Origin of the sequence: Serratia ureilytica, assembly GCF_017309605.1 — a bacterium.
Lineage (GTDB): Bacteria > Pseudomonadota > Gammaproteobacteria > Enterobacterales > Enterobacteriaceae > Serratia > Serratia ureilytica.
In genome coordinates, this window is record NZ_CP071320.1 from 3,446,024 (window position 1) to 3,469,749 (window position 23,726).

A 23,726-nucleotide genomic window follows, 5' to 3' on the forward strand; every position below is an offset into this window, starting at 1 on the left:
CCGCCCTGATGCGTTACCGCAAGGGTTACACGATGCCCTGGCTGCGCAGATAGTCTTCGTAGTTGCCGGTAAAGTCGATCACCTTGTTCGGGGTGATTTCCAGAATCCGGGTCGCCAGCGAGCTGACGAACTCACGGTCGTGGGAGACGAAGATCAGCGTGCCTTCGTACATCTCCAGCGCCATGTTCAGCGATTCGATGGATTCCATATCCAGGTGGTTGGTCGGTTCGTCCATCACCAGAATATTCGGGCGCTGCATCATCAGCTTGCCGAACAGCATGCGGCCTTTTTCACCACCGGACAGCACCTTCACTTTCTTCTTGATGTCGTCCTGGCTGAACAGCAAACGGCCCAGCACGCTGCGCACCGCCTGCTCGTCGTCTTTTTCCTGCTTCCACTGGCTCATCCAGTCGAACACGGTCAGGGTGTCGTCGAACTCGTATTCGTGATCCTGCGCGTAGTAACCGATACGGGCGTTTTCCGACCATTTCACGGTGCCGCTGTCCGGCTGTGCGTCGCCCACCAGCGTTTTCAGCAGGGTGGTTTTACCGATGCCGTTGGCGCCCAGCACCGCGACCTTCTCGCCCACTTCCACCATCAGGTTCAGCTTGCTGAACAACGGGCCTTCATCGAAGCCCTTGGTGAGCGCTTCCACTTCCAGCGCATTACGGAACAGCTTCTTGTCCTGCTCGAAGCGGATGAACGGGTTCTGGCGGCTGGAGGCTTTCACCTCTTCCAGCTGGATCTTGTCGATCTGGCGAGCGCGCGAGGTGGCCTGCTTGGATTTGGAGGCGTTGGCGCTGAAGCGGCTGACGAACGATTGCAGCTCATTGATCTGCGCCTTCTTCTTGGCGTTGTCCGCCAGCAGACGCTCGCGCGCCTGGGTGGCGGCGGTCATGTATTCGTCGTAGTTGCCCGGGTAAACGCGCAGTTCGCCGTAGTCCAGATCCGCCATGTGGGTGCAGACCATGTTCAGGAAGTGACGGTCGTGCGAGATGATGATCATGGTGCTGTTGCGCTCGTTGAGCACGTTTTCCAGCCAGCGAATGGTGTCGATGTCCAGGTTGTTGGTCGGTTCGTCGAGCAGCAGGATTTCCGGATCGGAGAACAGCGCCTGCGCCAGCAACACGCGCAGCTTCCAGCCCGGCGCGATTTCGCTCATCGGGCCATAGTGCTGCTCAACCGGAATACCCACGCCGAGCAACAGTTCGCCGGCGCGCGCTTCGGCGCTGTAGCCGTCCATTTCGCCGTAGGCCACTTCCAGATCGGCCACTTTATAGCCGTCTTCTTCGCTCATCTCCGCCAATGCGTAGATGCGGTCGCGCTCTTCCTTCACCGCCCACAGTTCGGTGTGGCCCATGATCACGGTATCCAGCACGCTGTACTGCTCAAAGGCGAACTGATCCTGACGCAGTTTACCCAGGCGCTCGTTCGGATCGAGGAACACGTTGCCGCCGCTCGGCGCCAGATCGCCGCCGAGGATTTTCATAAAGGTGGACTTGCCGCAGCCGTTGGCGCCGATCAGGCCGTAACGGTTGCCGCCGCCGAATTTGACAGAGATGTTTTCAAACAACGGCTTACTGCCGAACTGCATGGTGATGTTGTTAGTGCTTAACACAGCGCTCGCTCTTTATACATAGGGAATGTGATTTGGCGCGCATTATGCCACAACGGGGTGCAGAGATCGCGGGAAGTTTCGGTGACATTTTGAGCGGCGCCTACGGCATCCGATCCTTTTCGCAGGCGGCATAGCTGAATTAACGCGGCGGGAACTTCGCGGCAATCATCGCCGCCGTCGGCTGCACGCCGCCCAGGCTCCATTGTTCGGGCGCATGTTCATCGATTCGGACCCAAACCGACTGCCTGAACGCCGGATCGCCTCGCCCTTCTATCTCTACCAGCAGTTCGGTAATGCGGGACAGCAACTCGCTTTTTTGCCGTTCATCCAGCATGCCTTTCACCGTTTGCACATTAACAAATGGCATTATACTCTCCTTGAATATAGATAAGTCTAAAAACAAGACTTAGATTAGCGAAGGAAAATGCCCATGTCAAAATCTCCCGATCTCCCTACCGTTTCTCTTGCCCTGTGCGGGCTGGCGCAGGCCGCGGATCTGCTTGGCGATCGCTGGACGTTACTGATCCTGCGCGAGTCATTCTACGGCGTCCGCCGTTTTGAAGAGCTGCGCGAGAATATCGGTGCTTCACGCCAGGCGTTGAGCAACCGTCTGAATGCCATGGTAGAACAAGAACTGTTGGCCAAACGCGCTTACCGGGAGCCGGGCGAGCGCGAACGACATGAATATGTCTTGACGGACAAGGGGCGCAGCCTGGGGCCTATCCTGGTTGCGCTGATGGCATGGGGCCACCGGCATATTCTGCATGACAGCCCCCACGTTCAACTGGTGGATAAACGCAGCGGGCTGCCGGTGCAGCTGGCATTTATCGATGCGCAGGCGCACGTAGTGCCTGAAGACGCGCTGCAAATGTCGGCCGTTGAGCTCCCCCCGGCCTGACTTACCCATTCTGGTCTACGCTTGATACCAGACTGATTTAGGACAAGGATGCTGAACCATGCCACACCTCTATAACACCGCGCTGCTGATCGGCGCCGCGCTGAGCGCCATCGCCGCCCTGCTGCATATTTGGGTGATCGCCGCCGGGCCGCGCGGCTATCGACTGTGCGGCGCCGGCGATCGCTTCATTAAGGCGGCGGAAGCGGGTAAAAAGTTCCCGGCCGTCGTCACCGCCGGCATCGCGCTGGTGCTGTTTATTTGGGCGCTTTACGCGCTGTCCGGCGCGGGCCTGATCGCGCCGCTGCCGCTGCTACGGCCCGCGCTGTTTATTATCACCTTTATCTACCTGCTACGCGGCGTCGCCGGCCCTTTCGCCCTGCGCGATACCGGCCGCAGCCAACGCTTCATCGTCGTCAGCTCGCTGATTTGCCTCGGCTTCGGGCTGGTGCATCTGCTGGGGATGACGCAGCGCTGGAGTGCGTTGGCGTAACGCCCTGTTCCTGCAAGACGGCGATAAACGCCTGCGCGGCGGCGCTGCGGTAAGCGCCTTGGCGCTGCAGCAATACCGCCTGACGGGCCGGCATGGCGTTGGCCAGCGCCACCTTTTTCAACTGCCGGTTCTCGCGCGCAATCGCGGCCGGCAACAGCGTGGCGAGCTGCCCGCGCCGCACGATCTCGACGATGGCGCCCAGCGCATTGGCCTCCACCGCCACCTGCGGCCGAAACCCCAACTGCGTGCAGTAGCGATCGATAAACTGCCGCGTGGCGAAGTCGCCACTCAACAAGGCCAGCGGCAGATGTCGCCACTCCGCCAGCGTCAGCGGCTGGCGCCGCGCCGCCAGGGGATGTTCAGCGCCGACCATCAGCTCCAGCGTCTCGCTGAACAACACCGAGGCTTCCACCTCCACCGACTGCGCCATCTCAAAGGCAATCCCCAGATCCAGCCGATCCTGCGCCAGCAGCGCCTCGATCCGTTCTTGCGCCATCTCCTCAATGCTCAGCGTAATCCCCGGGTAGCGGCGATAGAACGCATCGATCGTCGGCCCCACCAGATAGGCGGTGAACGTCGGGGTCATCGCCAGCCGCAAATGGCCGCGCGCCAGCGTCGCCACGTCATGGATCGCCCGCGCGCCGGCGTCCAGATCCTGCAGCGCCAGGCGAGCATAGCGCATCCAGGCCTCACCGGCGTCGGTCAGCTGCACCCTTCTGCCGCTGCGATCGAACAGCGGCGCTCCCAGCGCATCCTCCAACTGTTTGATCTGTTGGGAGAGCGTCGGTTGCGAGACGTGCAGCGCTTCGGCGGCGCGGGTGAAATTGCCCTGTTCGGCAACGGCCAGAAAATATCGGATATGTCGCAGCAGCATAGCGCCCCAGCTATTAGTAAAACCTATAGCCAGCATTATAAATGGGTCTTAGACCCTATAGCCAGAAGCGTTCATCATGCCGTCATCGCTTACCCCCCAGGGAGAAAGACAATGAAAGAGGTGATTGAAGGCTTCCTGAAGTTCCAGCGCGAAGCCTTTGTTGAACGCACGGCGCTGTTTCAGCGGCTGGCGACCCGCCAAAACCCGCGCACGCTGTTTATCTCGTGTTCCGACAGCCGCCTGGTGCCGGAGCTGGTCACCCAGCGCGAGCCGGGCGATCTGTTCGTTATCCGCAACGCCGGTAACATCGTGCCGTCTTTCGGCCCCGAACCCGGCGGGGTGACCGCCTCGGTCGAGTACGCCGTCGCCGCGCTGGGCGTGGAAGATATCGTGATCTGCGGCCATTCCGACTGCGGCGCGATGACCGCCATCGCCACCTGCCAGTGTCTGGATCACCTGCCGACGGTCGCCGGCTGGCTGCGTTACGCCGATTCCGCCAAGGCGGTCAATCAGGCTTATCCGCACGCCTGCGACGAAGCGCGGGTCGCGTCGATGGTGCGCGAGAACGTCATCGCCCAGCTCAACAACATCAAAACGCATCCTTCCGTCGCGCTGGCGCTGGATCAGGGCCGCCTGGCGTTGCACGGCTGGGTCTATGACATCGCCAGCGGCGCTATCGAGGCGCTGGACGGTGAAACCCGCCGCTTCGTGCCGCTCGCCACCCATCCCGAGGTGACCGCCACGCCGGCGATCGCCCGTTTTTAAGCCCACAAAAGGAGCCAACATGACACACTCTCTGCACAACGCCGCCCCGCGCGAAGCGCTCACCGACACCATCATGGCCGCCAAGATCCGCCATAACCTGACGTTCGAAGCGCTGGCCGAGGGCACCTGTCTCAGTCTGGCGTTCGTCACCGCCGCCCTGCTGGGGCAGCATGCGCTGCCGGAACCGGCGGCGCGCACGGTGGCGGCCAAGTTGGGGCTGGATGAAGAAGCGGTGCAGCTGCTGCAAACCATCCCGCTGCGCGGCAGCATTCCCGGCGGCGTGCCGACCGACCCGACCATTTATCGTTTCTATGAAATGCTGCAGGTCTACGGCTCCACGCTGAAAGCGCTGGTGCACGAGCAGTTTGGCGACGGCATTATCAGCGCCATCAACTTCAAGCTGGATATCAAGAAGGTGCCCGATCCGGAGGGCGGCGAACGCGCGGTGATCACCCTGGACGGCAAATACCTGCCGACCAAGCCTTTCTGATTGGCCTTGCGCCGGCGGCCCGCGTCGCCGGCAAATTGACAGCCAACCGGCCATTGGCTACATTAACTGCGCTGAAACGCCGCCCTGGCGTTTTTCACTGCCCGAGGCCTGTATGTTGGAGATTGTAACCACCCGATAGTCGCTTCCTTGCCGCATGGCGAGGGACTCTGACGTATCCGACGCGCGTTTGCGCGGGGATGCGCGTATCTGGGGTTATTACAGGATCTCCCAACATGAACATTTCCAAAGCGGAACAACGCGTGCTGCACGTGTTGGCCAAAGGCGGCTATATCGCCTTCACCCGCAACGACGCCGGTCGCGTCACCCACGTTGAATGCTATACCCGCGAAGGGCTCGGCCTGGCCGACTGCTCGCTGGCCGTTTTCACCAAGCTCAAAACCAAACGCCTGATCCTCTCTCGCCAGGGGCGCCCTTATCGCGTCACCTTCGCCGGGCTCAAGGCCGTGCGGGCGCAGCTGGATAACCGTTAATCATCGATACCGGCCGGGCAGGCAGCCCGGTCGGCACAGCCTTATTTAATCAGGATACAACCATGAACATCACGTTACGCCACGAAACGCCGGCCGACGTCGGCGCCATCGCCACCCTCACCGCCGCCGCATTCTTGCATGCCGAGCACAGCAGCCACACCGAGCAGTTTATCGTCAATGCGCTGCGCGCGGCGGGAGCCCTCACCCTGTCGCTGGTCGCCGAACGCAATGGCACACCGATCGGGCACGCGTCCGTCTCGCCGGTCGCACTCAGCAACGGCGCCGCCGGGTGGTACGGGCTGGCGCCGGTGTCGGTGCTGCCGGCCTGTCAGAACCTGGGGATCGGCAGCCGGCTGATCCGCCAGTTGCTGGCCGAGCTGCAGGAACGCGGCGCCGCAGGCTGCGTGGTGCTGGGCGATCCGAACTATTACGGCCGCTTCGGCTTCCAGGCGCAGTGCGCGCTGACCCTGCCGGGCGTGCCGCAAGACTACTTCCGCGCCGTCGCCTTCCAGGGCGCGCTGCCGTGCGCGGAGGTCACCTTCCACAACGCGTTTAACGCCGAAGCCTAACCCTGTTGCCGGCGCCGTCATGGCGCCGGTTTTCAGTCCCGTTCGCCATAACGCAAGACGGTCATCCCTTCCTCTTCCGCCGGGGGAACAAAATACTGCGCCAGATGCTCAAACTCCGCCTCACTCAGTGTAAACGGGTGCTCGCCGCGCGCATTTCTCAGCGTTATCCGGTTCAGGCACTGCGCATGGCTGACGTCGAGAAAGTGCAGGCAGTGCACGACGCCGGCCTCCTCCGCCAAGGCTTTGGCCCAGCGCCGCCTGTCCGGCGTATTCATCGGGAAATCGAGCGCCACGGACCAACCGCCGCGCAGCAGCTGAACGAGGTGCCCGCCCAGCGCCCGCCGCAACCGATCGGAACAGCGCGCGTAGTCTTGCAGGCTGGCCATCTCCTGTTCATACAGCGTCGCCAGCCACGCATCTTCACTCAGCAACAGCGTTTGCGGCTGCTGGGCCAAACGCTGCGCCAACGTCGATTTGCCTGCGCCGGCCTTGCCGCACATCAGGTGTAAAACTGCAGGGTAGGTTTTCATGCCGTTCTCCGGTCGTTGCCGGAAGAGGATAAAAAAACCCGCCTTGCCGGCGGGTTTTTTATTGGCGACACACGCGCTATCCCACCACACGAAGCATGGTGATAATAATTTGCGCGAATGGGCGATAGGATCTTTTCATAACTAAGGAATATGACAACCGTGCGCCGTTGTCAATTCGCCGTCATCAATCCCTGTTCTCGCACAAACTCGGTGAATAAACTCACTTTCTGCTGCACATGCCGGCGCGTCGGGTAAACCGCGAAGACCTGATGCGCTTCGGCAATCTGTTCAGGGAACAGCCGCACCAGCCTACCGGCGGCGATTTCGGGATCCGCCACGAACGACGGCAGCGAACCGATGCCCAGTCCCGCCACCAGCATGTCCCGCAGCATCAGGCTGTTGTTGGCGATCAATCGGGGAGTGAACGTCACGCTCAGGCTCTCCTCGCCGGCGGTGAACTGCCACTGCCCCGGCCTTTCCGCCAGGGAATAGGCCAGACAGCTGTGACACGGCAAGTCATTCGGCGTTTGCGGCACGCCGTGCTGCGCCAAATAGCCGGGTGCGGCGCAAATTCGCTGGTGCACTTCACCCAGTGCCCGGGCACTGAGGGAAGAATCCGGCAGCCGTCGGCGAATGCGCAAGGAAATGTCGAAACCGGCCGCCACCACGTCCAATACCCTGTCGTCCAGCGTCAGCTCCACCTGCAGCTGCGGGTAGCGTTGCATAAACGGCGGCAGCAGCGGCGACAGCACCGTCAGGCCGAACGAGAGCGGCGCATTGACCCGCAGCGTGCCGGAGACCTGCTGCGCACTGGCTGCAACCGTCTGCTCCAGCGCGTCAAACTCGCCAAGCAACCGACAGGCTTCCTGGTAATAGAGCTGCCCGGCTTCGGTCAGGCTCATGCTGCGGGTGGTGCGCACCAGCAACAATGTCCCCAACCGGTTCTCCAACTGCTTAATCTGCTTGCTCAACGCCGCCGGCGTGATCGCCAAATCCTCCGCCGCCTTATAAAAACTGTTGCGCTCAACCACGCGGCGAAAGGCGCGCATCGTCAGTAACACGTCCACATTATGTCCTATTGGTTAATTATAAATTCAATAAAACACAGATTATTAACCTCAACAACCTCAGTAGACTTTATTCAACCGCTTCCCTGAGTGGGAAGTGAATTTAATCTACTGATAATCATGGAGTTAATAATGAAAAAGACCCTGTTCGCCCTGATGCTCGGCCTGAGCGCCGCCGCCGCCCCCGTCGCCGCGTTGGCGCAATCCCCCGCCGCCGACAGCCGCCAGGCGGGTTATGTGCAGCCGCTGACGGCCGAGAACAGTCTGCTGCTGCTGGTCGATCTGCAGGACATGTTCGGCATGACCATTTCCTCTATCGACCAAACCAACCTGGTGAATAACGCCACCGGTATCGCCAAGGCCGCCAAGGTGTTCAACGTGCCGACCATTCTGGCCTCGGCCAACGCCAAAAGCTTCGCCGGGCCGGTATTCCAGCAGGTGACGCAGGCACGTCCGGATCTGCAGGTGTACGATCGCACCGCCATCAACGTCTGGCAGGATCGGCGCGTAGTGGATCTGATTAAACAATCCGGCCGCAAGAAAATCATCATCGGCGGATTGTGGACCGCCAGCTGCGTGATGCTGCCGGCGCTGTCCGCCCTGGGCGAGGGATATGAGGTTTATATTCTGTCGGACGTCACCGGCGACATTACGCCAGACAGCCAAAACAACGCCATGCAGCGCCTGATACAGGCGGGCGCCACGCCCATCAACTGGGTGGCGTTGATGCTGGAATGGCAGCAGGACTGGAGCCGCAAAGCCACGGCGGGAGGCGTATTGCAGATCGCCCGCGACCACGGCGCTGCCTGGGGGATGGGCGCCAGCTACGCCGGGGCGATGAAGGTGGGCAGCGAAGCGAAATAACGGACGAAGAAAGCCCGCCGGCGGCGGGCTTTTTCTCAGGTGCGGTGATAGCCACGGCTATCCTGCGGCGCCTGATCGCGTCTCTCCAACCCGTAGTCCCGCACCACCTCCGCCACCCGCAGCCGATACTGCGCCAGCACCTCGCCACGGCCGCGCGCCTGCGCCGCCCGGTGCTGCTCGAGATTGCGCCACTGCTGCACCGCTGCCTCGTCGCGCCAGAAGGAGAGCGACAGCAGGCGCGCAGGATCGGCCAGGCTTTGAAAGCGCTCGATGGAAATGAATCCGTCGATCTGCGCCAGCAGCGGCTTCAGCGCCGCCGCCAACTCCAGGTAGGTATCGCGCTGCCCATCGGCGGCCTGCAGTTCAAAAATCACGGCGATCATTATCTTCTCCTCTCAACGGTAAAATTACGGTACGCGCGCAGGGTAAGAATGGCGCCACTGCACCGGTTTCAACGCCCGCTCATCAATATCCAGCGAATACGGCCGCACAGCACCAAAGTGCGATGACCACAGGCTAGCAATGGACGCACAGCCATACTTCGTCTAACCTCGAAGTATGTATAACATCGAGATAGAAGATCGTTTAGCGGCGCTGAGCGCCGCCATCGCCGACCGCACCCGGGCGCGCATGCTGTGCCTGTTGATGGACGGGCGCGCCTACACCGCCACCGAGCTCAGCGCGGCGGTCGAGGTCGCCCCGTCCACCGCCAGCGCACATCTGGCGAAGCTGCTGGAGCAGCAGTTGATTGCCTGTGTCAAACAGGGGCGCTATCGCTATTTCCGACTGGCCGGGCAACCGGTGGCCGCAGCGCTGGAAGGCCTGATGGCGCTGGCGGGCGTGCCGCGCCCGTCGCTGAAAAGCCGCACGCCCACCTCGCTGCAATATGCTCGCACCTGCTACGACCATATGGCGGGCGAGGTGGCGGTGAAGCTGCACGATCGGCTGCATGCGCTGAACTGGCTGACCGGCGAGGCAGACTACCGGTTAAGCGACATCGGTCAGGCCGCGCTGGCGCGGCTGGGCGTCGATTGCTCCCCCGCGCCCACCCGCCGCCGCTTCGCCTGCGGCTGCCTGGATTGGAGCGAACGCCGATCTCACCTCGGCGGCGCGCTGGGCGCCGCGCTGTTAGCCGCCTTTATCCAACGCGGCTGGATCCTTCGCCGGCTCGACAGCCGCGAGCTGCAGCTGACCCCCGCCGGTAAAAAAGCGCTGGCCGCACATTTTGACCTCACGGTGTAACCCGGCGACAGGGTAGTTTTACTGCAATACTCTAGGGGTACGCTTAAGCGACCCCGCCAACCCGAGGAGTTTCCATGCTCGATTCCACCCAATTCCCGATCGTCAAACGCTGGCCGGCTCAGCATCCAGAACGGCTGCAGCTCTACTCTCTGCCGACGCCGAACGGCGTCAAAGTCTCCATCATGCTGGAGGAGATCGGCCTGCCTTATGAAGCGCACCTGATCGACATCGGCAACAACGAAACCTGGACGCCGGAATTCCTGGCGCTGAACCCGAACGGCAAGATCCCGGCGATCATCGATCCCGATGGCCCCGGCGGCCGGCCGCTGCCGCTGTTCGAATCCGGCGCCATTCTGCTCTACCTGGCGGAAAAGAGCGGCCGTTTCCTGCCGCAGGACCCGGCGCAGCGTTACGAAACCATTCAATGGGTGTTCTTCCAGATGGCCGCCGTCGGCCCGATGTTCGGCCAGCTCGGTTTCTTCCATAAATTCGCCGGGCGCGAATATGAAGACAAGCGGCCGCTGGAGCGCTACAAAAACGAATCGAAACGCCTGCTCGGCGTGCTGGAAACGCGACTTGAAGGCCGCGACTGGATCATGGGCGCGGAGTACACCATCGCCGATATCTCGCTGCTGGGTTGGGTGCGCAACCTGATCGGCTTCTATGAGGCGCGCGAACTGGTGGAGTTCGACAGTTTCCCTCGCGTCGCGCAGTGGCTGGAGCGCGGTCTGGCGCGCCCGGCGGTGCAGCGTGGGCTCGCTATCCCGGCGCGCGCGGCCTGAGCGTCAAACGGGATGGCCGCCGGGCCGTCCCGCCTTCCGCTGTCATAAAATTGTCATCCCTCTGCTCTACTCTCCTTTCGTAACAATTTGATGTTATTTACATTGTTGTATTACGACAAGGAGCTTACCCCATGCAACCTGCTGTATCCCTGATCGCCGGCGCCGTACTGTCCGCCCTGCTCTGTTCCTCCGCCATCGCGGCGGAAACCTCGGCCAATGCCGATGGCCTGACCGATCGCGCCGCGCGCGGCAACCTCGTCGAACCGGGCGGCGCCCGCCGTCTGGCCGGCGATCAGACCACCGCGCTGAAGGCATCGCTGTCGGACAAAACGGCGAAAAACGTGATCCTGCTGATCGGCGACGGCATGGGGGATTCCGAGATCACCGCCGCGCGCAACTACGCCGAAGGCGCAGGCGGTTACTTCAAGGGCATCGACGCCCTGCCGCTGACCGGACAATACACCCATTACTCGCTGGACAGGAAAACCCACAAGCCGGACTACGTGACCGACTCCGCCGCCTCCGCCACCGCCTGGGCCACCGGGGTGAAAACCTATAACGGCGCGCTCGGCGTGGACGTGAACGGCAAGGATCAACCGACGCTGCTGGAGATCGCCAAGGCGGCCGGCAAGGCCACCGGCAACGTCTCCACCGCCGAGTTGCAAGACGCCACGCCGGCGGCGCTGGTCTCGCACGTCATCTCACGCAAGTGCTATGGCCCGGAGGAAACCAGCGAGAAATGCGCCGCTAACGCGCTGGAAAATGGCGGCCGTGGCTCCATCACCGAACAACTGCTGAAAACCCGCGCCGACGTCACGCTGGGCGGCGGCGCGAAATCGTTCAACCAGCTGGCAAAAAGCGGCGAATGGCAAGGAAAATCGCTGAAGGACCAGGCGGCGGCGCAGGGTTATCAGTGGGTGAGCAACGCCGACGAACTGCAGGCCGTTACCCTCGCCAACCAGCAAAAACCGCTGCTGGGGCTGTTCGCCGACGGCAATATGCCGGTGCGTTGGCTGGGGCCGAAAGCCAGCTACCATGGCAACCTCGACAAACCGGCAGTGACCTGCGAAAACAACCCGGCGCGCACCGCCGCCACGCCAACGCTGGCGGCGATGACCGAAAAAGCGATCGCGCTGTTGAAAGACAACCCGAACGGCTTCTTCCTGCAGGTAGAGGGCGCGTCGATCGATAAACAGGATCACGCCGCCAACCCGTGCGGGCAGATTGGCGAAACCGTCGATCTGGACGAAGCGGTACAAAAAGCGCTGGCCTTCGCCCGCGCCGACGGCAACACGCTGGTGATCGTCACCGCCGACCACGCGCACGCCAGCCAGATCGTCTCCGCCGACGCCAAAGCGCCGGGCCTGACCCAAAAGCTGACCACCAAGGACGGCGCGCCGATGACCCTCAGCTACGGCAACTCTGAAGAGGAATCTCAGGGACACACCGGCACCCAGCTGCGCGTCGCGGCCTACGGCCCGCACGCCGCCAACGTAGTGGGCCTGACCGATCAGACCGATCTGTTCTTCACCATGCGCGATGCGATGGGTATCAAGTAACCGACCCCTGAACGATGGCCGCCCGCCACGGCGGCCATTTATTATTGGTTACCGCTAGGTATTTGCAATTTAACCGCAATTATTGTGTGATAACGAAATAACGTCTAATTACGCGGCAATTAACCCATGAAAATAACGCGGTTATACGGCCTTTCTTCCCTCTCTGTTTATTCCTGCGACAGCAACCGGCCGTTTTTTGCTTATATTCATTTTTTTTAGTTACAAAAGTAGTTTTTAACATTCTCGCAAACAATAATACCCCGCCAGTAACGTGAACCGATCAATTTGCATCCGGACGGCCTGCAATAGTTCACTTTTCGTTAAATACCCTATTAACAAAAAGGCATTATTGCTGCCTATCGGCTTTCGCCGGGCGGTCGGCTTCATTATTTCCAGGGTAACTCCCGCTAAATTCTTTCACCTGCAATGAGTAGAATTTACACACAAGAGATTTAATTCAATGAGAAAATTACTCGTCCTGATTTTCAGTCTCAGCCTGTTTGGCGTTACGCAACAGGCGGCGGCTGAAGAGAAGAATAAAACCGTCGACGTGGTTCTGATCGGCGGCGGCATCATGAGCGCCACCTTGGGTACCTATCTGCATGAGCTGGAGCCGACCTGGACCATCGACATGTACGAGCGCATGAACGGCGTAGCGGAAGAGAGTTCCAACGGCTGGAACAACGCCGGTACCGGGCACTCCGCCTTCAGCGAAATGAACTACACGCCGGAAAAAGCCGATGGCACCATCGACATCAGCAAGGCGGTGAAGGTCAACGAGTCTTTCGAAATCTCTCGCCAGTTCTGGTCTTATCAGGTGAAAAACAATGTCCTGAAAGATCCGAAATCTTTCATTAACAGCGTGCCGCACATGAGCTTCGTGTGGGGCGACGACAACGTCAACTTCCTGCGTAAACGCTATGCGGCGCTGCAGCACAGCACCCTGTTCCGCGGCATGGAATACTCCGAAGATCCTGCGCAGATCAAGCAGTGGGCGCCACTGGTGATGAACGGCCGTGATCCGGCGCAGAAAATCGCCGCGACCCGCATGCCGCTGGGTACCGACGTCAACTTCGGCGTGATCACCCACCAGCTGGTTGACGCGCTGAGCGCCAGCGACAAGTTCAAGCTGAACCTGAGCCACGAAGTGCGCGACATCAAGCGCAACGCCGACCAGACCTGGAGCGTGACCGTTGCCGATCTGAACCGCGACGGCAAAGAAACCACCGTTAACGCCAAGTTCGTGTTCATCGGCGCAGGCGGCGCGTCCCTGACCCTGCTGCAGAAATCCGGCATCCCAGAAGCCGACGGCTACGGCGGCTTCCCGGTCGGCGGCCAGTTCCTGGTCACCACCAACCCGGAGATCGCCAACCAGCACCTGGCCAAAGTGTATGGCCTGGCCAGCGTAGGTTCACCGCCGATGTCCGTGCCTCACCTGGATACCCGCATGCTGGACGGCAAGCGCGTGCTGTTGTTCGGGCCGTTCGCCACCTTCTCCAGCAAGTTCCTGAAGAACGGTTCACTGTTCGATCTGATGCACTCGCTGAGCACCTCGAACCTGATGCCGATGACCCACGTCGGTCTGGATAACTTCGATCTGGTGAAATACCTGGTCGGCCAGCTGATGATGAACGACGACGACCGCTTCGCCGCGCTGAAAGAGTACTTCCCGGACGCCAAGCAGGAAGACTGGAAGCTGTGGACTGCAGGCCAACGCGTGCAGATCATCAAGAAAGATGCGGATAAAGGCGGCGTGCTGCAGTTCGGCACCGAAGTCGTCAGTTCTGAAGACGGCAGCATCGCCGCTCTGCTGGGCGCTTCGCCGGGTGCTTCTACCGCTGCGCCGATCATGCTGCATCTGATGGAAACCGTGTTCAAAGACAAAGTGGCGACGCCGGAATGGCAGAGCAAGCTGAAAGAGATCATCCCGTCTTACGGCCACAAGCTGAACGGCGATATCGAGATGACCAACAAGATCCGCGGTTACACCAGCAGCGTGCTGGGTCTGAACTACATTGAAGTGAAACCGGAAACTAACTGATTCCCCGTGGTTTCCTGCTGACAAGGCCGCTTTATGCGGCCTTTTTTCTATACCCCTGCCGCTCAAAGAGCATTTTTGGCCACCTATTTACCCCCGGTTTACCCTTGCGTAACGGCGTAGTCACGCCTATTATCAAAGTATATTCTTGGATAATTAAGCTAAGTCACTGTGACCTGAATGTCGTTTTTGCGGGAGAACTAAAACCATGGATCGCGTCAATATCATTCACGATTTACTAGACTGGATTGAAACTCATCTGGACCAACCGCTGCTGCTGGATAACGTCGCCGCCAAGTCAGGCTACTCCAAATGGCACCTGCAGCGCATGTTCCGCAGCACCACCGGCCACGCGCTCGGCAGCTATATCCGCGAGCGGCGCCTGTCGCAGGCGGCGCAGGCGCTGCGCTCCACCCCACGCCCGATCCTGGATATCGCCCTGCAATACCACTTCGATTCTCAGCCGTCGTTCTCGCGCGCCTTCAAGAAACAGTTCGGCAAGACCCCGGCGGTCTATCGCCGCACCACCCGCTGGGACGTCGCAGAGTGGCCGGCGCAGCCGGCGCAGACGCAGACTGAGCAACACCGCGACGCCCCCGCCTTACCGCACTGGTTTGCCGGCAAACTGCCGGAAGGCGTATGCACCAGCTGGATGGGGCTGCGTTAATCCTCATGGTAAAGGCACAAAAAAGGGTTCAGTTCGCGAGAACTGAACCCTTTCTTTATTGACGAGACACCGAATTATTTGAAGGTGACGTCAATATTCGCCGATGCGCTGAACGGCCCCACTTTCGGGTTGGTGCTCAACCATTTCAGGCTGGCCATAAAGTTCTTTTCAACGATGGTGCCGTTGACCAGGCCCAGATCGACCGGACTGTTCATCATGATCGGCGTATTCGGCGTCGCCGCCTGCGAGATTAAAATCCCGAAACCGCTGTCGCTGGTCGGCAGGATCACGCTGTTATCCTGCAGTGGATAGGTGGTGCTGAAGCTGGCCTGCAGCGTCTCCCCCTGGCAGTCCTGTCCGGTCGTCGGATCGGACATATTGGCGGCAACCGAGAATGGTACCTGTTTCTCGATTTTACCCACCACCGCATTCTGACGCGGGATAGTGCCGAAATTCACCGTCGAGCCGTTGTTGGCCACCACTGTGATTTTCGGGTTGCAGGAAATAAACTGAATGTTGCCCAGCCCGGAAATGTAGGCGTTAAAGTTACTGTTCGGCGTGCCGTTCAAGCCGCCGACGCCATCAACCTGAAATACCGAGTACGAGTTGTTGTCGTTGATCTTGCCGCCGGCCGGCGGCGCCTTGCCGGTTGCTTTAATGTAGATGGCGTAAGACACGGTTACCGTCAGCGATCTGGCCGGAGACAAACAACGGCTGCCCGAACGGCGACATTCCGTGCCGGGACCGACGTCCTGACGTGCGCCTTTAGTCGGTTTGACATCAATCCCCTGATAAGTGACACCCACTTCGATCGAATTATGGATCTGACTCATCCGGGACTGCGGATCCCAGTACAGGTAGGCGTTCTCCCCTTTCGGGTTGTTCCAGTCATCCGTACATTGGAAGGTCGAAGTAAAAGTCTGCGAACGCCACAGCAACGCGCCCGGCGCGGTGTTGGCGGTCGACACCTTGATGGCTTTATCCAGCACGATATCCTGGCGAATGCTGCCGTTCTGCTTACAAGACAGCGCATAGCTGCTCTGAGAAAACGCGCCCAGCGTGACCAGCAGCCCAGCCGCCAACCCGAGATTCTTGTGCTTTAACAAAGAAGACATATCCTTTCCTTTTACGGTTTTCCGCAGGTCAGCGAAAGTTCCTGATAACCCATCAGCTGTTCGGTCGCCGCTTTCAATTCCGGCACCACCAGTGAGCAGCTTTCGCCCGCGTCGTTGCCCCATTTCACCAGCAGGCGATCCCCTGCGGAAGCCCCTGAAATATAAATATCGCCGTTGGTACCGACAGTACCGTTGTTCTTGCCGTCCGCACTGAAGACGTTGGCGCCAATCGGCGGTACGCTGCCGTCGGCCATCTTGCTGTGCACCAACAGGCTTTGGCCCGTGTGCGTTTCAAACTTCACGCGGGTGATTGCGCCGTAAGTCGGCACCACGTCTCGCGCCGCCATCGGGATATCCAGGCCGTTGCCGATATCTTCGGTGCGCAGCGCCACGCGGTTATGACGGTATGGCGACGCCGAGGTCATTACCGCGTAACCGAAGCGGTCGATGGCGACGCCCGGTTGGTTTTCGATGCGAACGCCTTTGGCGTCTTTGGCTTCCACCAGCACAAAGGTGTTCTGCAGCGGCTGGGTCAACGTCACGCCGCCGGAGTGTGCGACGATGCCGCCCGCCACGCCCAACGAAGATTGTTGATAATCTTTGCTGTAGCTGTAACCGGCATTGATGTTCCCCATGCTGCCCTGGTAACCGACGTTGGCCGAGCTGGTTTGGCCCGAATAACGATCATGGCCGCTTTGCACCGCATAGTTCAAGCGGTTGTCATCCAGCGCGGTACCGCTCAGGCCGGCGCTGTAGGTATTGCCGCTCTGCTTGCTGTGGCCGGCGTTGAAGCTGGCGGTCATATCCGACGAATCCTTGCTGAAGAAGCTGAACGGAATCGATACGGTCAGGTTGACGCTGCGATCTTTATAGCCGTAGTTGCTGCGGCTGTCCTGATAGAAGACGCCATAGCTGATATTTTTATAGCTGCTGTTGAAACCGGTCTGAACGGTGCGATCTTCGCCGGACCCGCCCCAGTAAGACTGGTTGCTGAGGTTGGCGTACAGCGTCGAATTACCGGCGATGCGCTGGTTGACAGACAGCTCAACGCGCTGGCGTTTGTTGTTGAACCGGCTGGTATAATAACTGCGACGGCGCGACTCCGCCCAGTCCGGCACGCCCAGGTTGCGATCGTTTTGATCGTAGTAATCGTTACGGTAATAGCCGTTCTCATAGCGTTCGCGCTCGGCAACCGCATCGGAGAAATCATAATAGCCGGAGGTCGAGTAACGGTAACCGGCAATGCGGAATTCCGTCCCCCAATCGTTGAGCGACTTGGAATACAGGAAACGGAAACTTTCCCCTTGCTTGTCATCGCCGTTCACCAGGTTGGTGTCGGAATAGGACATATCAAAGGAAACGGCCCCCCAGTTCCCCAGGTTTTTACCCAGGCCCACAACCGCTGAACGGTAGTTTTCCGCCACCAGCACGCCGCCGTAAGGCGTGATGTCATACGACATGCCGTGCGACAAGGTACCTTGTACAAACTTGGGCTGATAGCGGCTGGTGCCGTCGTGGTATTTACCGGCGGTCAGCTGATAGTTCCAAATCCCTTCGCGCAGCATGTTCGGCACCGAGGAGAATGGCACGACGAATGAGGTTCTCGAACCGTTGGCTTCGATGACCGTCACATCCAGGTTACCGCTCAAGGTGCTTGGGAAAATGTCCGTCAGCGCAAACGGCCCTGGCGGCACGTTGGTACTGTAAATGGTATAGCCGTTCTGACGCACTTCAACGCGCGCGTTGGTCGTCGCCACACCGCGCACCACCGGCGCATAGCCGCGCTGGCTTTCCGGCAGCATGTCGTCGGCGCTGGACATCTGCACACCGCGGAACTGAATGCTGTCGAAAACATTGTTATTGGTGTTGGTCTGGCCGATCACCAGACGGCTGCGCAGAGAAACGATGTCCGTTTCCGCCCAGCTGGAAATGTTCTTCCAATGCGTACCGGCGCCCGACTGTTGGTTCAACGTCGAGTTGTTGCGCAGGCGCCAATCGCCGATATTGAGGCCGTTGTTGAGACTCAAAAAGTAATAGTCTGAGGTCTTGTCGTTCTGATTATTACCGTAGCGGTTATGGGTACCGCTAAAGTTATAGTTTACAAAGCCGGCGTTGATGCCACGATCGTAAACTTTCGGTGAAATGGCGCCTTGCGGACGCGGGATCAGAAACACCTGCGGCACTTCCAGATCCATACGCTGTACGGCGGCGTCATAGTTCAGCTTGGCGCCGGAGATCTGCTGCGGCAATGCGTAGCATTGCTCGGCACCTGCGGTGGTCAGATCGCCAGGCAGCTTTACGCCGTAATCCTGATAGTCCGCCGCCGTCAGGCACGGGGCGACAGGAGAGTCCTTGGATTCTTTCTTGAACTCGATTTCACGGTGATCGATACGCTGCCCGTTGAGATAGATATCAAACGGATATTTACCCGGCAGAATATCATCCCCGCTGGCCAACGACGCCACCTGGGCGATATTGTCATCGCCATGGATGAAGGAAGTGTTGAACTGCTCCTCCGCCATGGCCATATGTGAGAATGAAAAAGGCACAGCAGAAAAATAAATTACACCATTAATCAGCTTCACCAAACGTTTTGGCGCGAGGGTTGTTATTCTTTTGTGTGCCATTTCTTTCATTCCTTGAAGTGCTTCAAATCAATTCAGTGCGACGTTTTTAATCTCGGTGTGACCGCCATAGTCGTTGATATAGGTAAACGACATATTGCTGGCTGATTGCGCCCCCTGAGGCAGGGAAATACGCAGACTGTCGTGTGGCTTGACCATGTCGGCGTTCACTTTCCAGCTTTTACCGCCGCTCTTGAGGTTCAATACGCCCAGCGTGACGAACAGCGGGCCATCGTTGGTCACGACCAAGTTGCCGCCCTGGCGCGTCCATTTCAGCGCTTCTGCCTGCTGCTGCAGGTTGGTTTTCAACGAATCCGGGCGGTAGAACAGCTTGATACGGGTACGGATCGCCACCTGCAGCACGTTATCTTGCTTAGGCGTTGGCGGAATTTCCTGTACGTTAACCCAGAGCAGAGATTCTCTGTCCTGCGGCAAACCGCTGCCGGAATAAATAAAACGCAAAATGGCGTCTTTCTTGGCAGCCAGCTTCAAAATGGGTGGTGTCACCACGATCGGCAAATTCTTAGGCATCTGGCTTGCGTCGCCAGTATCCAGCCAGGTTTGCACCATGTAGGTATCGTCGCTGTCATTGCTGATTGAGAGCGATGCGGATTTACTTGCACTGTTATAGATGACACGCGTCGCATCAACCTGAATGCCGGCAAAGGCATTAACAGAGAATGCGAATAAAATACCAGTCAGAATTTTTTTCATCGGAATGTCTCAACTCTCAAAATTTAGCCATCCTTGGCCAATAACTCTATCTATCCTGCCAGCGAATTATTTGTATTCGATGGTGAAGGTAGCGTTAGAGTTTGCCTGACCGGCAGTTACCAGATCCTGGAAGGATTTGTAACGAGCGCGCAGGTTGAAAGTCGCAGCGCCTGGGTTATCGCCATCAGCAGCAACAGTTACGGTAGCTGGGGTAGCCACTTCCTGAGAGATTGGCAGAGTAGAACCGTTGTTATCCAGAATTTCAACGCCAACGCCAGTTGCGCCGCCAGTTACAGCCAACAGCTCTGGGTGGCCAGCTGGAGTGTTACCGTCGAAACGCAGGGTGTAGTTACCCGCTTCACATTTCTCCAGGCTAATATCGAAAGCTTTAGCACCGCTGGTAGAACCGGCAGTTGGGAAAGCGGTGGTAGGATATTTACCCAGGTAAACTTCTTTATTCTGGTCTTTATCAACAACTTTACAGGTGGACTGTACAATTTCACCGGTGAATTTAACGTTGCCGTTTGCCGCCATTGCGTTGGAAGCAGTTGCAGACAATACCAGGGCAGCCAAAGGCAATAATACTTTTTTCATTTCCAGCTCCATAGAACAATAAAATAATCGATTCAGTGGCGGGCTTATATATATATTGCCGCCACTGAGCATACACTCAGCGATAGCACTCCCTTGCTGAAAAGGAGCGTTGCCTCGATGAACTCATTGCCGGACGAAATATAGACTAAGCATATTCTTAATGTTAAATCGTTTAAAACATTCATAAGGCCCCTCTTGATAGGAATAAACTATCGGCGGATACCTATCGATCGATGTTGACGATTCATATGAATAGGAATAATCTGTGTTTGGGAAAGCTGCAGAGTTCAACATTTTGCGTTAAGGCCTGAAAATCAGAATATTATCCCGAATATTTACATTTAGTAACAGATTGCGACGTTTGGACTTTGGCACGAATTCCGCGTTAAATGGTCTGTCGACACGTTTCGGCCATCCTGACGCTTTAAATAAGAAATTTACCAAAAAATACGGAGTAACTTTCTTTTTAATCATTTAAAATCAACAAGTTAAATATCAATCCAAGGATTGGGAAATGAGCGGTTCTTTCAGAGAGAAAAATAACGGCATTAATTATGTTTTCCAGCCAATGTTCGCGAAATCGGGACAATTGCTGGCCGTTGAATGCCTGTCTCGCTTTACGTTTAATAGCGAATATGCCCATTTTTCTCCTGAACAGTTCTTTCGCCATGCCGACAGCGCTACCCGGATTGAGATTTTGATGGATCAGATAAATCTGATCGATAAATACAAACACTGGTTTCATGAAAACCAAGTGATAGCCACTTTGAATGTTGACGATTATTCCCTGCAATCGCTGGCGAATACTCACTTTGCCGAAAGAATTAATGCCCTGCGCTGTATTCATTTTGAGATCAGCGAGAATTCAACCCGGCTGGTGAAAGATCGCGTGCACGGCGATCCGTCATTGAATAGTTATTCATTTTGGCTCGATGATTTTGGTTCTGGCTATGCGGGTTTTTCCGCGTTGTACAACAGCCAGTTCCGCTTCGTTAAGCTCGATCGTTTTCTGCTTTGGGACTTTATGAAAAAGTCCGGCGGCGAGGGCTTGATGCGCGCGTTACTGCGCTTCTTTTACCTTAATCATTACAAGGTAATTATCGAAGGAGTTGAAACTCCCGAACACAAGAAATGGCTGGATGAAATGCCATATTACGCACTGCAGGGAAAGCTGTGGAAGGAATCCAGCATCAAGGATTTGAACTCGCTTCTTACAGCTGAATACTTTTAACTCGGTATTGGTGTTTGCCCTATGTCTAAAAACAACGTTCTTGTGATTAGTGAGTGTAAGTACAGCTATGTTGGCCTGTCGGTGCTGTTGAAGAAACACTACGGCGCGTACGATATCCGCCTGTTTTCCGATTTCATGCACGGCGGCGCCAAAGCGGAAAAGATCACCAAGCACGATATCGCGCTGATTTTCACCTCGCAAAACCTGGAGCAGAGCGTCAACGTGATCGAAAGCCTGGTGTCCCTGCACCAGCAGTACAACAGCAAAACGCGCCTGTTGGTGTTCTATGACGACGAGCGCGTGGTGAAACTGCTGTCGATCCTGGGGATTTCCGTCGAGTTGGTCTCCACCCGCATTCCGCTTTATTCGCTGCAGGAAAAAATCCAGCGGCTGCTGGAAAGCAAAGAGCCGGGCGGTATCCGGGTGCAGAAAACCCGCGAGCTCAGCCCGGCGGAAAGCGACGTGATCTTCAATCTGCTGCGCGGCGACAGCCTGCTGCATATCGCGGAAAAACGCGGCACGCACCCGAAAACCATCTTCTCGCAGAAATACAGCGCGATGAAAAAGCTGCGGCTGCGCAGCATGAGCACCATCTTCGTCGCCGGCAAATAACACGCCCTGGTTTGTTGCGCGGTACGCCGCGCGGCAACCCGCCCCCTCGCCGAGTTAAATTAATGTAACAACCGGCGACAAAGCAGCAACAGACACACAACATCCTCTCCTGTTGGCTACGATTTGCACACGGATTATCCGTGAGTCATGTCGTGTGGATTAAAAATAAACATCAGGAGATGTTATGAAGTCGTCCTTATTCAGCCGCTATACCTGCTTTGTGCTGAGCATCTTGCTCACCCTGGTTTTCTTGATCATGATGCACAACCATCCGTGGTTCTGGCTGCCGGCCCTGGCCTGCGGTTGCCTGATGGTGCTGGGTATCTACGATCTCACGCAGCAGCGCCACGCCATTTGCCGCAACTACCCGATCATCGGCCGCCTGCGCTTCTTCTTCGAGTTCATCCGCCCGGAACTGCGCCAGTATTTCCTCGAGCAGGATAATGAAGAAATCCCGTTCTCCCGCACCCAGCGCACGCTGGTGTATCGCCGGGCGAAAAACGAGATGGGCGACAAGCCGTTCGGCACCCTGCTGGACGTGTACCAAACCGGTTATGAATGCATCGGCCACTCGATGCGGCCGGTGGAAGCCGCCGATCCCACCAGTTTTCGCATCACCATCGGCGGCGCCGACTGCCGCCAGCCCTACTCCGCGTCAATCTTCAACATTTCGGCGATGAGCTTCGGCGCGCTCTCCGCCAACGCCATTCGCGCACTCAACCTCGGCGCGGCCAAAGGCAATTTCTACCACGACACCGGTGAGGGCAGCATCAGCCGCTATCACCGCGAAAACAACGGCGATCTGGTGTGGGAGCTGGGCAGCGGCTATTTCGGCTGCCGCACCGCCGACGGCCATTTCGATCCGCGCCGCTTTGCCGAACAGGCGCAAAGCCCGCAGGTGAAAATGATTGAAATCAAGCTCAGCCAGGGCGCCAAACCGGGCCACGGCGGCATTCTGCCGGCGAAAAAAGTGGATGCGGAAATCGCCGCCACCCGCGGCGTGCCGGAAGGCGTGGATTGCATCTCGCCGGCCTCGCACAGCGCCTTTACCACCCCGCTGGAAATGATGCAGTTCATCCAGCAGCTGCGCGAGCTGTCAGGCGGCAAACCGGTCGGTTTCAAGCTGTGCATCGGCCACCCGTGGGAGTTCGTCGCCATCGTCAAGGCGATGCTGCACACCCGCATTCTGCCGGACTTCATCGTGGTGGACGGCAAGGAAGGCGGCACCGGCGCCGCCCCGCTCGAACTCTCCAACTATATGGGCATGCCGCTGCGCGAAGGGCTGCTGTTCGTGCATAACACGCTGGTGGGCTGCGGCCTGCGCGACCAAATCAAGATTGGCGCCAGCGGCAAGATCATCAGCGCCTTTGACATCGCCAGCGTGCTGGTGCTCGGCGCCGACTGGGTGAATTCGGCGCGCGGCTTTATGTTCGCCGTCGGCTGCATCCAGTCGCAAAGCTGCCACACCAACCACTGCCCGACCGGCGTCGCGACGCAAGATCCGCTGCGTCAGAAGGCGTTGGTGGTGCCGAACAAGGCGGAGCGCGTCTATCACTTCCATCAAAATACGGTGAAAGCGCTGGCGGACATGCTGGCGGCGGCCGGCGTCAGCCGCCCGGAGCAGTTGACCTCACACCATATGCTGCGCCGCATCACGCCGACCGAGATCAAGGTGTACGCCGATATCTATTACTACCTGGAGCCGGGCGCGCTGCTGCAGCCGGATATCAAAAGCGAGTTCTACGCTCGCATGTGGCGCATGGCGACGCCCAACAGTTTCGATCAGGCAATCTCGCTGCCGGCGGCATGATGGGATAAGGAATAAAAAGAGAGTTGCCCCCTCGCCTTGGGGAAGAGCATATGGAGAGGGGTTGCTTGCTACGGCGGCCCTC

At 58.3% G+C, this 23,726-nt stretch carries 25 protein-coding genes; 15 read left to right on the top strand and 10 right to left on the bottom strand.

Going from position 1 to position 23,726, the window contains the following annotated elements:
* Positions 1-25 precede the first annotated feature (25 nt).
* Entirely contained in the window at positions 26-1,618 is a 1,593-nt protein-coding gene (locus J0X03_RS16115; RefSeq protein WP_033642430.1) for an ABC-F family ATPase, read from the bottom strand.
* 139 nt (positions 1,619-1,757) lie between these two features.
* Positions 1,758-1,985 (bottom strand): tautomerase family protein, encoded by a 228-nt coding sequence (locus J0X03_RS16120; protein WP_033650586.1) that lies wholly within the window; start codon positions 1,983-1,985, stop codon positions 1,758-1,760.
* A 63-nt stretch (positions 1,986-2,048) separates the two neighbouring features.
* On the opposite strand from J0X03_RS16120, the gene J0X03_RS16125 reads away from it, so the two are divergent.
* Complete coding sequence (locus tag J0X03_RS16125) at positions 2,049-2,516, top strand: winged helix-turn-helix transcriptional regulator (RefSeq protein ID WP_033642428.1); 468 nt, start codon at positions 2,049-2,051, stop codon at positions 2,514-2,516.
* A 58-nt stretch (positions 2,517-2,574) separates the two neighbouring features.
* Positions 2,575-3,006: a hypothetical protein gene (locus J0X03_RS16130; protein ID WP_019454439.1), complete on the top strand. Its 432-nt coding sequence runs from the start codon at positions 2,575-2,577 to the stop codon at positions 3,004-3,006.
* On the opposite strand, the gene cynR is transcribed toward J0X03_RS16130, so the two are convergent.
* A complete protein-coding gene (cynR, locus tag J0X03_RS16135; RefSeq protein ID WP_046686699.1) occupies positions 2,930-3,880 on the bottom strand; it encodes a transcriptional regulator CynR in 951 nt (316 codons plus the stop codon). The two genes, J0X03_RS16130 and cynR, sit on opposite strands and share 77 nt — an antisense overlap.
* A gap of 111 nt (positions 3,881-3,991) precedes the next feature.
* Here cynR and J0X03_RS16140 point away from each other — a divergent pair, with 111 nt between their 5' ends.
* The 4 genes from J0X03_RS16140 to J0X03_RS16155 all read left to right on the top strand — a co-directional run bounded on the left by J0X03_RS16140 (position 3,992) and on the right by J0X03_RS16155 (position 6,195).
* Positions 3,992-4,645 (top strand): carbonic anhydrase, encoded by a 654-nt coding sequence (locus tag J0X03_RS16140; RefSeq protein ID WP_033642426.1) that lies wholly within the window; start codon positions 3,992-3,994, stop codon positions 4,643-4,645.
* 19 nt (positions 4,646-4,664) lie between these two features.
* Positions 4,665-5,135, top strand: coding sequence for a cyanase (gene cynS / locus J0X03_RS16145; protein ID WP_160204129.1), 471 nt, complete (start codon positions 4,665-4,667; stop codon positions 5,133-5,135).
* A gap of 233 nt (positions 5,136-5,368) precedes the next feature.
* Positions 5,369-5,626, top strand: a complete 258-nt coding sequence (locus tag J0X03_RS16150) for a YjhX family toxin (RefSeq protein ID WP_004939031.1) — start codon at positions 5,369-5,371, stop codon at positions 5,624-5,626.
* A 62-nt stretch (positions 5,627-5,688) separates the two neighbouring features.
* A complete protein-coding gene (locus J0X03_RS16155; protein ID WP_089194458.1) occupies positions 5,689-6,195 on the top strand; it encodes a GNAT family N-acetyltransferase in 507 nt (168 codons plus the stop codon).
* 32 nt (positions 6,196-6,227) lie between these two features.
* Here the strand turns inward: J0X03_RS16155 and J0X03_RS16160 are convergent, their stop codons facing one another.
* On the bottom strand, positions 6,228-6,725 hold the full coding sequence (locus J0X03_RS16160; protein WP_033650581.1) for a P-loop nucleotide/nucleoside kinase family protein: 498 nt from the start codon (positions 6,723-6,725) through the stop codon (positions 6,228-6,230).
* A 170-nt stretch (positions 6,726-6,895) separates the two neighbouring features.
* The gene (locus tag J0X03_RS16165) at positions 6,896-7,792 is read right to left on the bottom strand and encodes a LysR family transcriptional regulator (RefSeq protein ID WP_103101879.1); all 897 of its coding nucleotides are present in this window, start codon (positions 7,790-7,792) and stop codon (positions 6,896-6,898) included.
* Between the two features lie 132 nt (positions 7,793-7,924).
* On the opposite strand from J0X03_RS16165, the gene J0X03_RS16170 reads away from it, so the two are divergent.
* Entirely contained in the window at positions 7,925-8,656 is a 732-nt protein-coding gene (locus J0X03_RS16170) for an isochorismatase family protein (protein ID WP_033642419.1), read from the top strand.
* Between the two features lie 35 nt (positions 8,657-8,691).
* Here J0X03_RS16170 and J0X03_RS16175 read toward each other — a convergent pair whose 3' ends face one another.
* Positions 8,692-9,039: an antibiotic biosynthesis monooxygenase family protein gene (locus J0X03_RS16175; protein WP_033642418.1), complete on the bottom strand. Its 348-nt coding sequence runs from the start codon at positions 9,037-9,039 to the stop codon at positions 8,692-8,694.
* A 175-nt stretch (positions 9,040-9,214) separates the two neighbouring features.
* On the opposite strand from J0X03_RS16175, the gene J0X03_RS16180 reads away from it, so the two are divergent.
* The 5 genes from J0X03_RS16180 to J0X03_RS16200 all read left to right on the top strand — a co-directional run bounded on the left by J0X03_RS16180 (position 9,215) and on the right by J0X03_RS16200 (position 14,944).
* Entirely contained in the window at positions 9,215-9,898 is a 684-nt protein-coding gene (locus tag J0X03_RS16180) for an ArsR/SmtB family transcription factor (protein WP_046686694.1), read from the top strand.
* Between the two features lie 74 nt (positions 9,899-9,972).
* Positions 9,973-10,680, top strand: coding sequence for a glutathione S-transferase N-terminal domain-containing protein (locus J0X03_RS16185; protein WP_033642416.1), 708 nt, complete (start codon positions 9,973-9,975; stop codon positions 10,678-10,680).
* A gap of 131 nt (positions 10,681-10,811) precedes the next feature.
* Positions 10,812-12,239, top strand: a complete 1,428-nt coding sequence (gene phoA, locus J0X03_RS16190; protein ID WP_046686693.1) for an alkaline phosphatase — start codon at positions 10,812-10,814, stop codon at positions 12,237-12,239.
* Positions 12,240-12,699: 460 nt separating this feature from the next.
* The gene (locus J0X03_RS16195; RefSeq protein ID WP_033642414.1) at positions 12,700-14,280 is read left to right on the top strand and encodes a malate:quinone oxidoreductase; all 1,581 of its coding nucleotides are present in this window, start codon (positions 12,700-12,702) and stop codon (positions 14,278-14,280) included.
* Positions 14,281-14,485: 205 nt separating this feature from the next.
* The gene (locus J0X03_RS16200; protein ID WP_033642413.1) at positions 14,486-14,944 is read left to right on the top strand and encodes a helix-turn-helix domain-containing protein; all 459 of its coding nucleotides are present in this window, start codon (positions 14,486-14,488) and stop codon (positions 14,942-14,944) included.
* A 74-nt stretch (positions 14,945-15,018) separates the two neighbouring features.
* Here J0X03_RS16200 and J0X03_RS16205 read toward each other — a convergent pair whose 3' ends face one another.
* The 4 genes from J0X03_RS16205 to J0X03_RS16220 form a co-directional block, all read right to left on the bottom strand.
* Positions 15,019-16,059: a fimbrial protein gene (locus tag J0X03_RS16205; protein WP_033642412.1), complete on the bottom strand. Its 1,041-nt coding sequence runs from the start codon at positions 16,057-16,059 to the stop codon at positions 15,019-15,021.
* 11 nt (positions 16,060-16,070) lie between these two features.
* The gene (locus J0X03_RS16210; protein ID WP_033642411.1) at positions 16,071-18,686 is read right to left on the bottom strand and encodes a fimbria/pilus outer membrane usher protein; all 2,616 of its coding nucleotides are present in this window, start codon (positions 18,684-18,686) and stop codon (positions 16,071-16,073) included.
* Between the two features lie 27 nt (positions 18,687-18,713).
* A complete protein-coding gene (locus tag J0X03_RS16215; RefSeq protein ID WP_033642410.1) occupies positions 18,714-19,397 on the bottom strand; it encodes a fimbrial biogenesis chaperone in 684 nt (227 codons plus the stop codon).
* A gap of 66 nt (positions 19,398-19,463) precedes the next feature.
* The gene (locus tag J0X03_RS16220; protein WP_004939088.1) at positions 19,464-19,991 is read right to left on the bottom strand and encodes a fimbrial protein; all 528 of its coding nucleotides are present in this window, start codon (positions 19,989-19,991) and stop codon (positions 19,464-19,466) included.
* A 514-nt stretch (positions 19,992-20,505) separates the two neighbouring features.
* On the opposite strand from J0X03_RS16220, the gene J0X03_RS16225 reads away from it, so the two are divergent.
* The 3 genes from J0X03_RS16225 (at position 20,506) to J0X03_RS16235 (ending at position 23,644) form a co-directional block, all read left to right on the top strand.
* The gene (locus J0X03_RS16225) at positions 20,506-21,222 is read left to right on the top strand and encodes an EAL domain-containing protein (RefSeq protein WP_016928483.1); all 717 of its coding nucleotides are present in this window, start codon (positions 20,506-20,508) and stop codon (positions 21,220-21,222) included.
* 21 nt (positions 21,223-21,243) lie between these two features.
* The gene (locus tag J0X03_RS16230) at positions 21,244-21,834 is read left to right on the top strand and encodes a LuxR family transcriptional regulator (RefSeq protein ID WP_004939094.1); all 591 of its coding nucleotides are present in this window, start codon (positions 21,244-21,246) and stop codon (positions 21,832-21,834) included.
* A gap of 184 nt (positions 21,835-22,018) precedes the next feature.
* Positions 22,019-23,644 carry an FMN-binding glutamate synthase family protein gene (locus tag J0X03_RS16235; RefSeq protein WP_060659753.1) on the top strand — a complete coding sequence of 542 codons (1,626 nt, stop codon included), beginning with the start codon at positions 22,019-22,021 and terminating at the stop codon, positions 23,642-23,644.
* The last annotated feature ends 82 nt before the right edge of the window (positions 23,645-23,726 follow it).

Excerpts from the sequence above, each read along its gene's own strand:
- J0X03_RS16120 (WP_033650586.1), bottom strand. The coding sequence starts at position 1,985 with ATGCCATTTGTTAATGTGCAAACGGTGAAAGGCATGCTGGATGAACGG.
- J0X03_RS16125 (WP_033642428.1), top strand. The coding sequence starts at position 2,049 with ATGTCAAAATCTCCCGATCTCCCTACCGTTTCTCTTGCCCTGTGCGGG.
- J0X03_RS16130 (WP_019454439.1), top strand. The coding sequence starts at position 2,575 with ATGCCACACCTCTATAACACCGCGCTGCTGATCGGCGCCGCGCTGAGC.
- cynR (WP_046686699.1), bottom strand. The coding sequence starts at position 3,880 with ATGCTGCTGCGACATATCCGATATTTTCTGGCCGTTGCCGAACAGGGC.
- J0X03_RS16140 (WP_033642426.1), top strand. The coding sequence starts at position 3,992 with ATGAAAGAGGTGATTGAAGGCTTCCTGAAGTTCCAGCGCGAAGCCTTT.
- cynS (WP_160204129.1), top strand. The coding sequence starts at position 4,665 with ATGACACACTCTCTGCACAACGCCGCCCCGCGCGAAGCGCTCACCGAC.
- J0X03_RS16150 (WP_004939031.1), top strand. The coding sequence starts at position 5,369 with ATGAACATTTCCAAAGCGGAACAACGCGTGCTGCACGTGTTGGCCAAA.
- J0X03_RS16155 (WP_089194458.1), top strand. The coding sequence starts at position 5,689 with ATGAACATCACGTTACGCCACGAAACGCCGGCCGACGTCGGCGCCATC.
- J0X03_RS16160 (WP_033650581.1), bottom strand. The coding sequence starts at position 6,725 with ATGAAAACCTACCCTGCAGTTTTACACCTGATGTGCGGCAAGGCCGGC.
- J0X03_RS16170 (WP_033642419.1), top strand. The coding sequence starts at position 7,925 with ATGAAAAAGACCCTGTTCGCCCTGATGCTCGGCCTGAGCGCCGCCGCC.
- J0X03_RS16175 (WP_033642418.1), bottom strand. The coding sequence starts at position 9,039 with ATGATCGCCGTGATTTTTGAACTGCAGGCCGCCGATGGGCAGCGCGAT.
- J0X03_RS16180 (WP_046686694.1), top strand. The coding sequence starts at position 9,215 with ATGTATAACATCGAGATAGAAGATCGTTTAGCGGCGCTGAGCGCCGCC.
- J0X03_RS16185 (WP_033642416.1), top strand. The coding sequence starts at position 9,973 with ATGCTCGATTCCACCCAATTCCCGATCGTCAAACGCTGGCCGGCTCAG.
- phoA (WP_046686693.1), top strand. The coding sequence starts at position 10,812 with ATGCAACCTGCTGTATCCCTGATCGCCGGCGCCGTACTGTCCGCCCTG.
- J0X03_RS16195 (WP_033642414.1), top strand. The coding sequence starts at position 12,700 with ATGAGAAAATTACTCGTCCTGATTTTCAGTCTCAGCCTGTTTGGCGTT.
- J0X03_RS16200 (WP_033642413.1), top strand. The coding sequence starts at position 14,486 with ATGGATCGCGTCAATATCATTCACGATTTACTAGACTGGATTGAAACT.
- J0X03_RS16205 (WP_033642412.1), bottom strand. The coding sequence starts at position 16,059 with ATGTCTTCTTTGTTAAAGCACAAGAATCTCGGGTTGGCGGCTGGGCTG.
- J0X03_RS16210 (WP_033642411.1), bottom strand. The coding sequence starts at position 18,686 with ATGGCACACAAAAGAATAACAACCCTCGCGCCAAAACGTTTGGTGAAG.
- J0X03_RS16215 (WP_033642410.1), bottom strand. The coding sequence starts at position 19,397 with ATGAAAAAAATTCTGACTGGTATTTTATTCGCATTCTCTGTTAATGCC.
- J0X03_RS16220 (WP_004939088.1), bottom strand. The coding sequence starts at position 19,991 with ATGAAAAAAGTATTATTGCCTTTGGCTGCCCTGGTATTGTCTGCAACT.
- J0X03_RS16225 (WP_016928483.1), top strand. The coding sequence starts at position 20,506 with ATGAGCGGTTCTTTCAGAGAGAAAAATAACGGCATTAATTATGTTTTC.
- J0X03_RS16230 (WP_004939094.1), top strand. The coding sequence starts at position 21,244 with ATGTCTAAAAACAACGTTCTTGTGATTAGTGAGTGTAAGTACAGCTAT.
- J0X03_RS16235 (WP_060659753.1), top strand. The coding sequence starts at position 22,019 with ATGAAGTCGTCCTTATTCAGCCGCTATACCTGCTTTGTGCTGAGCATC.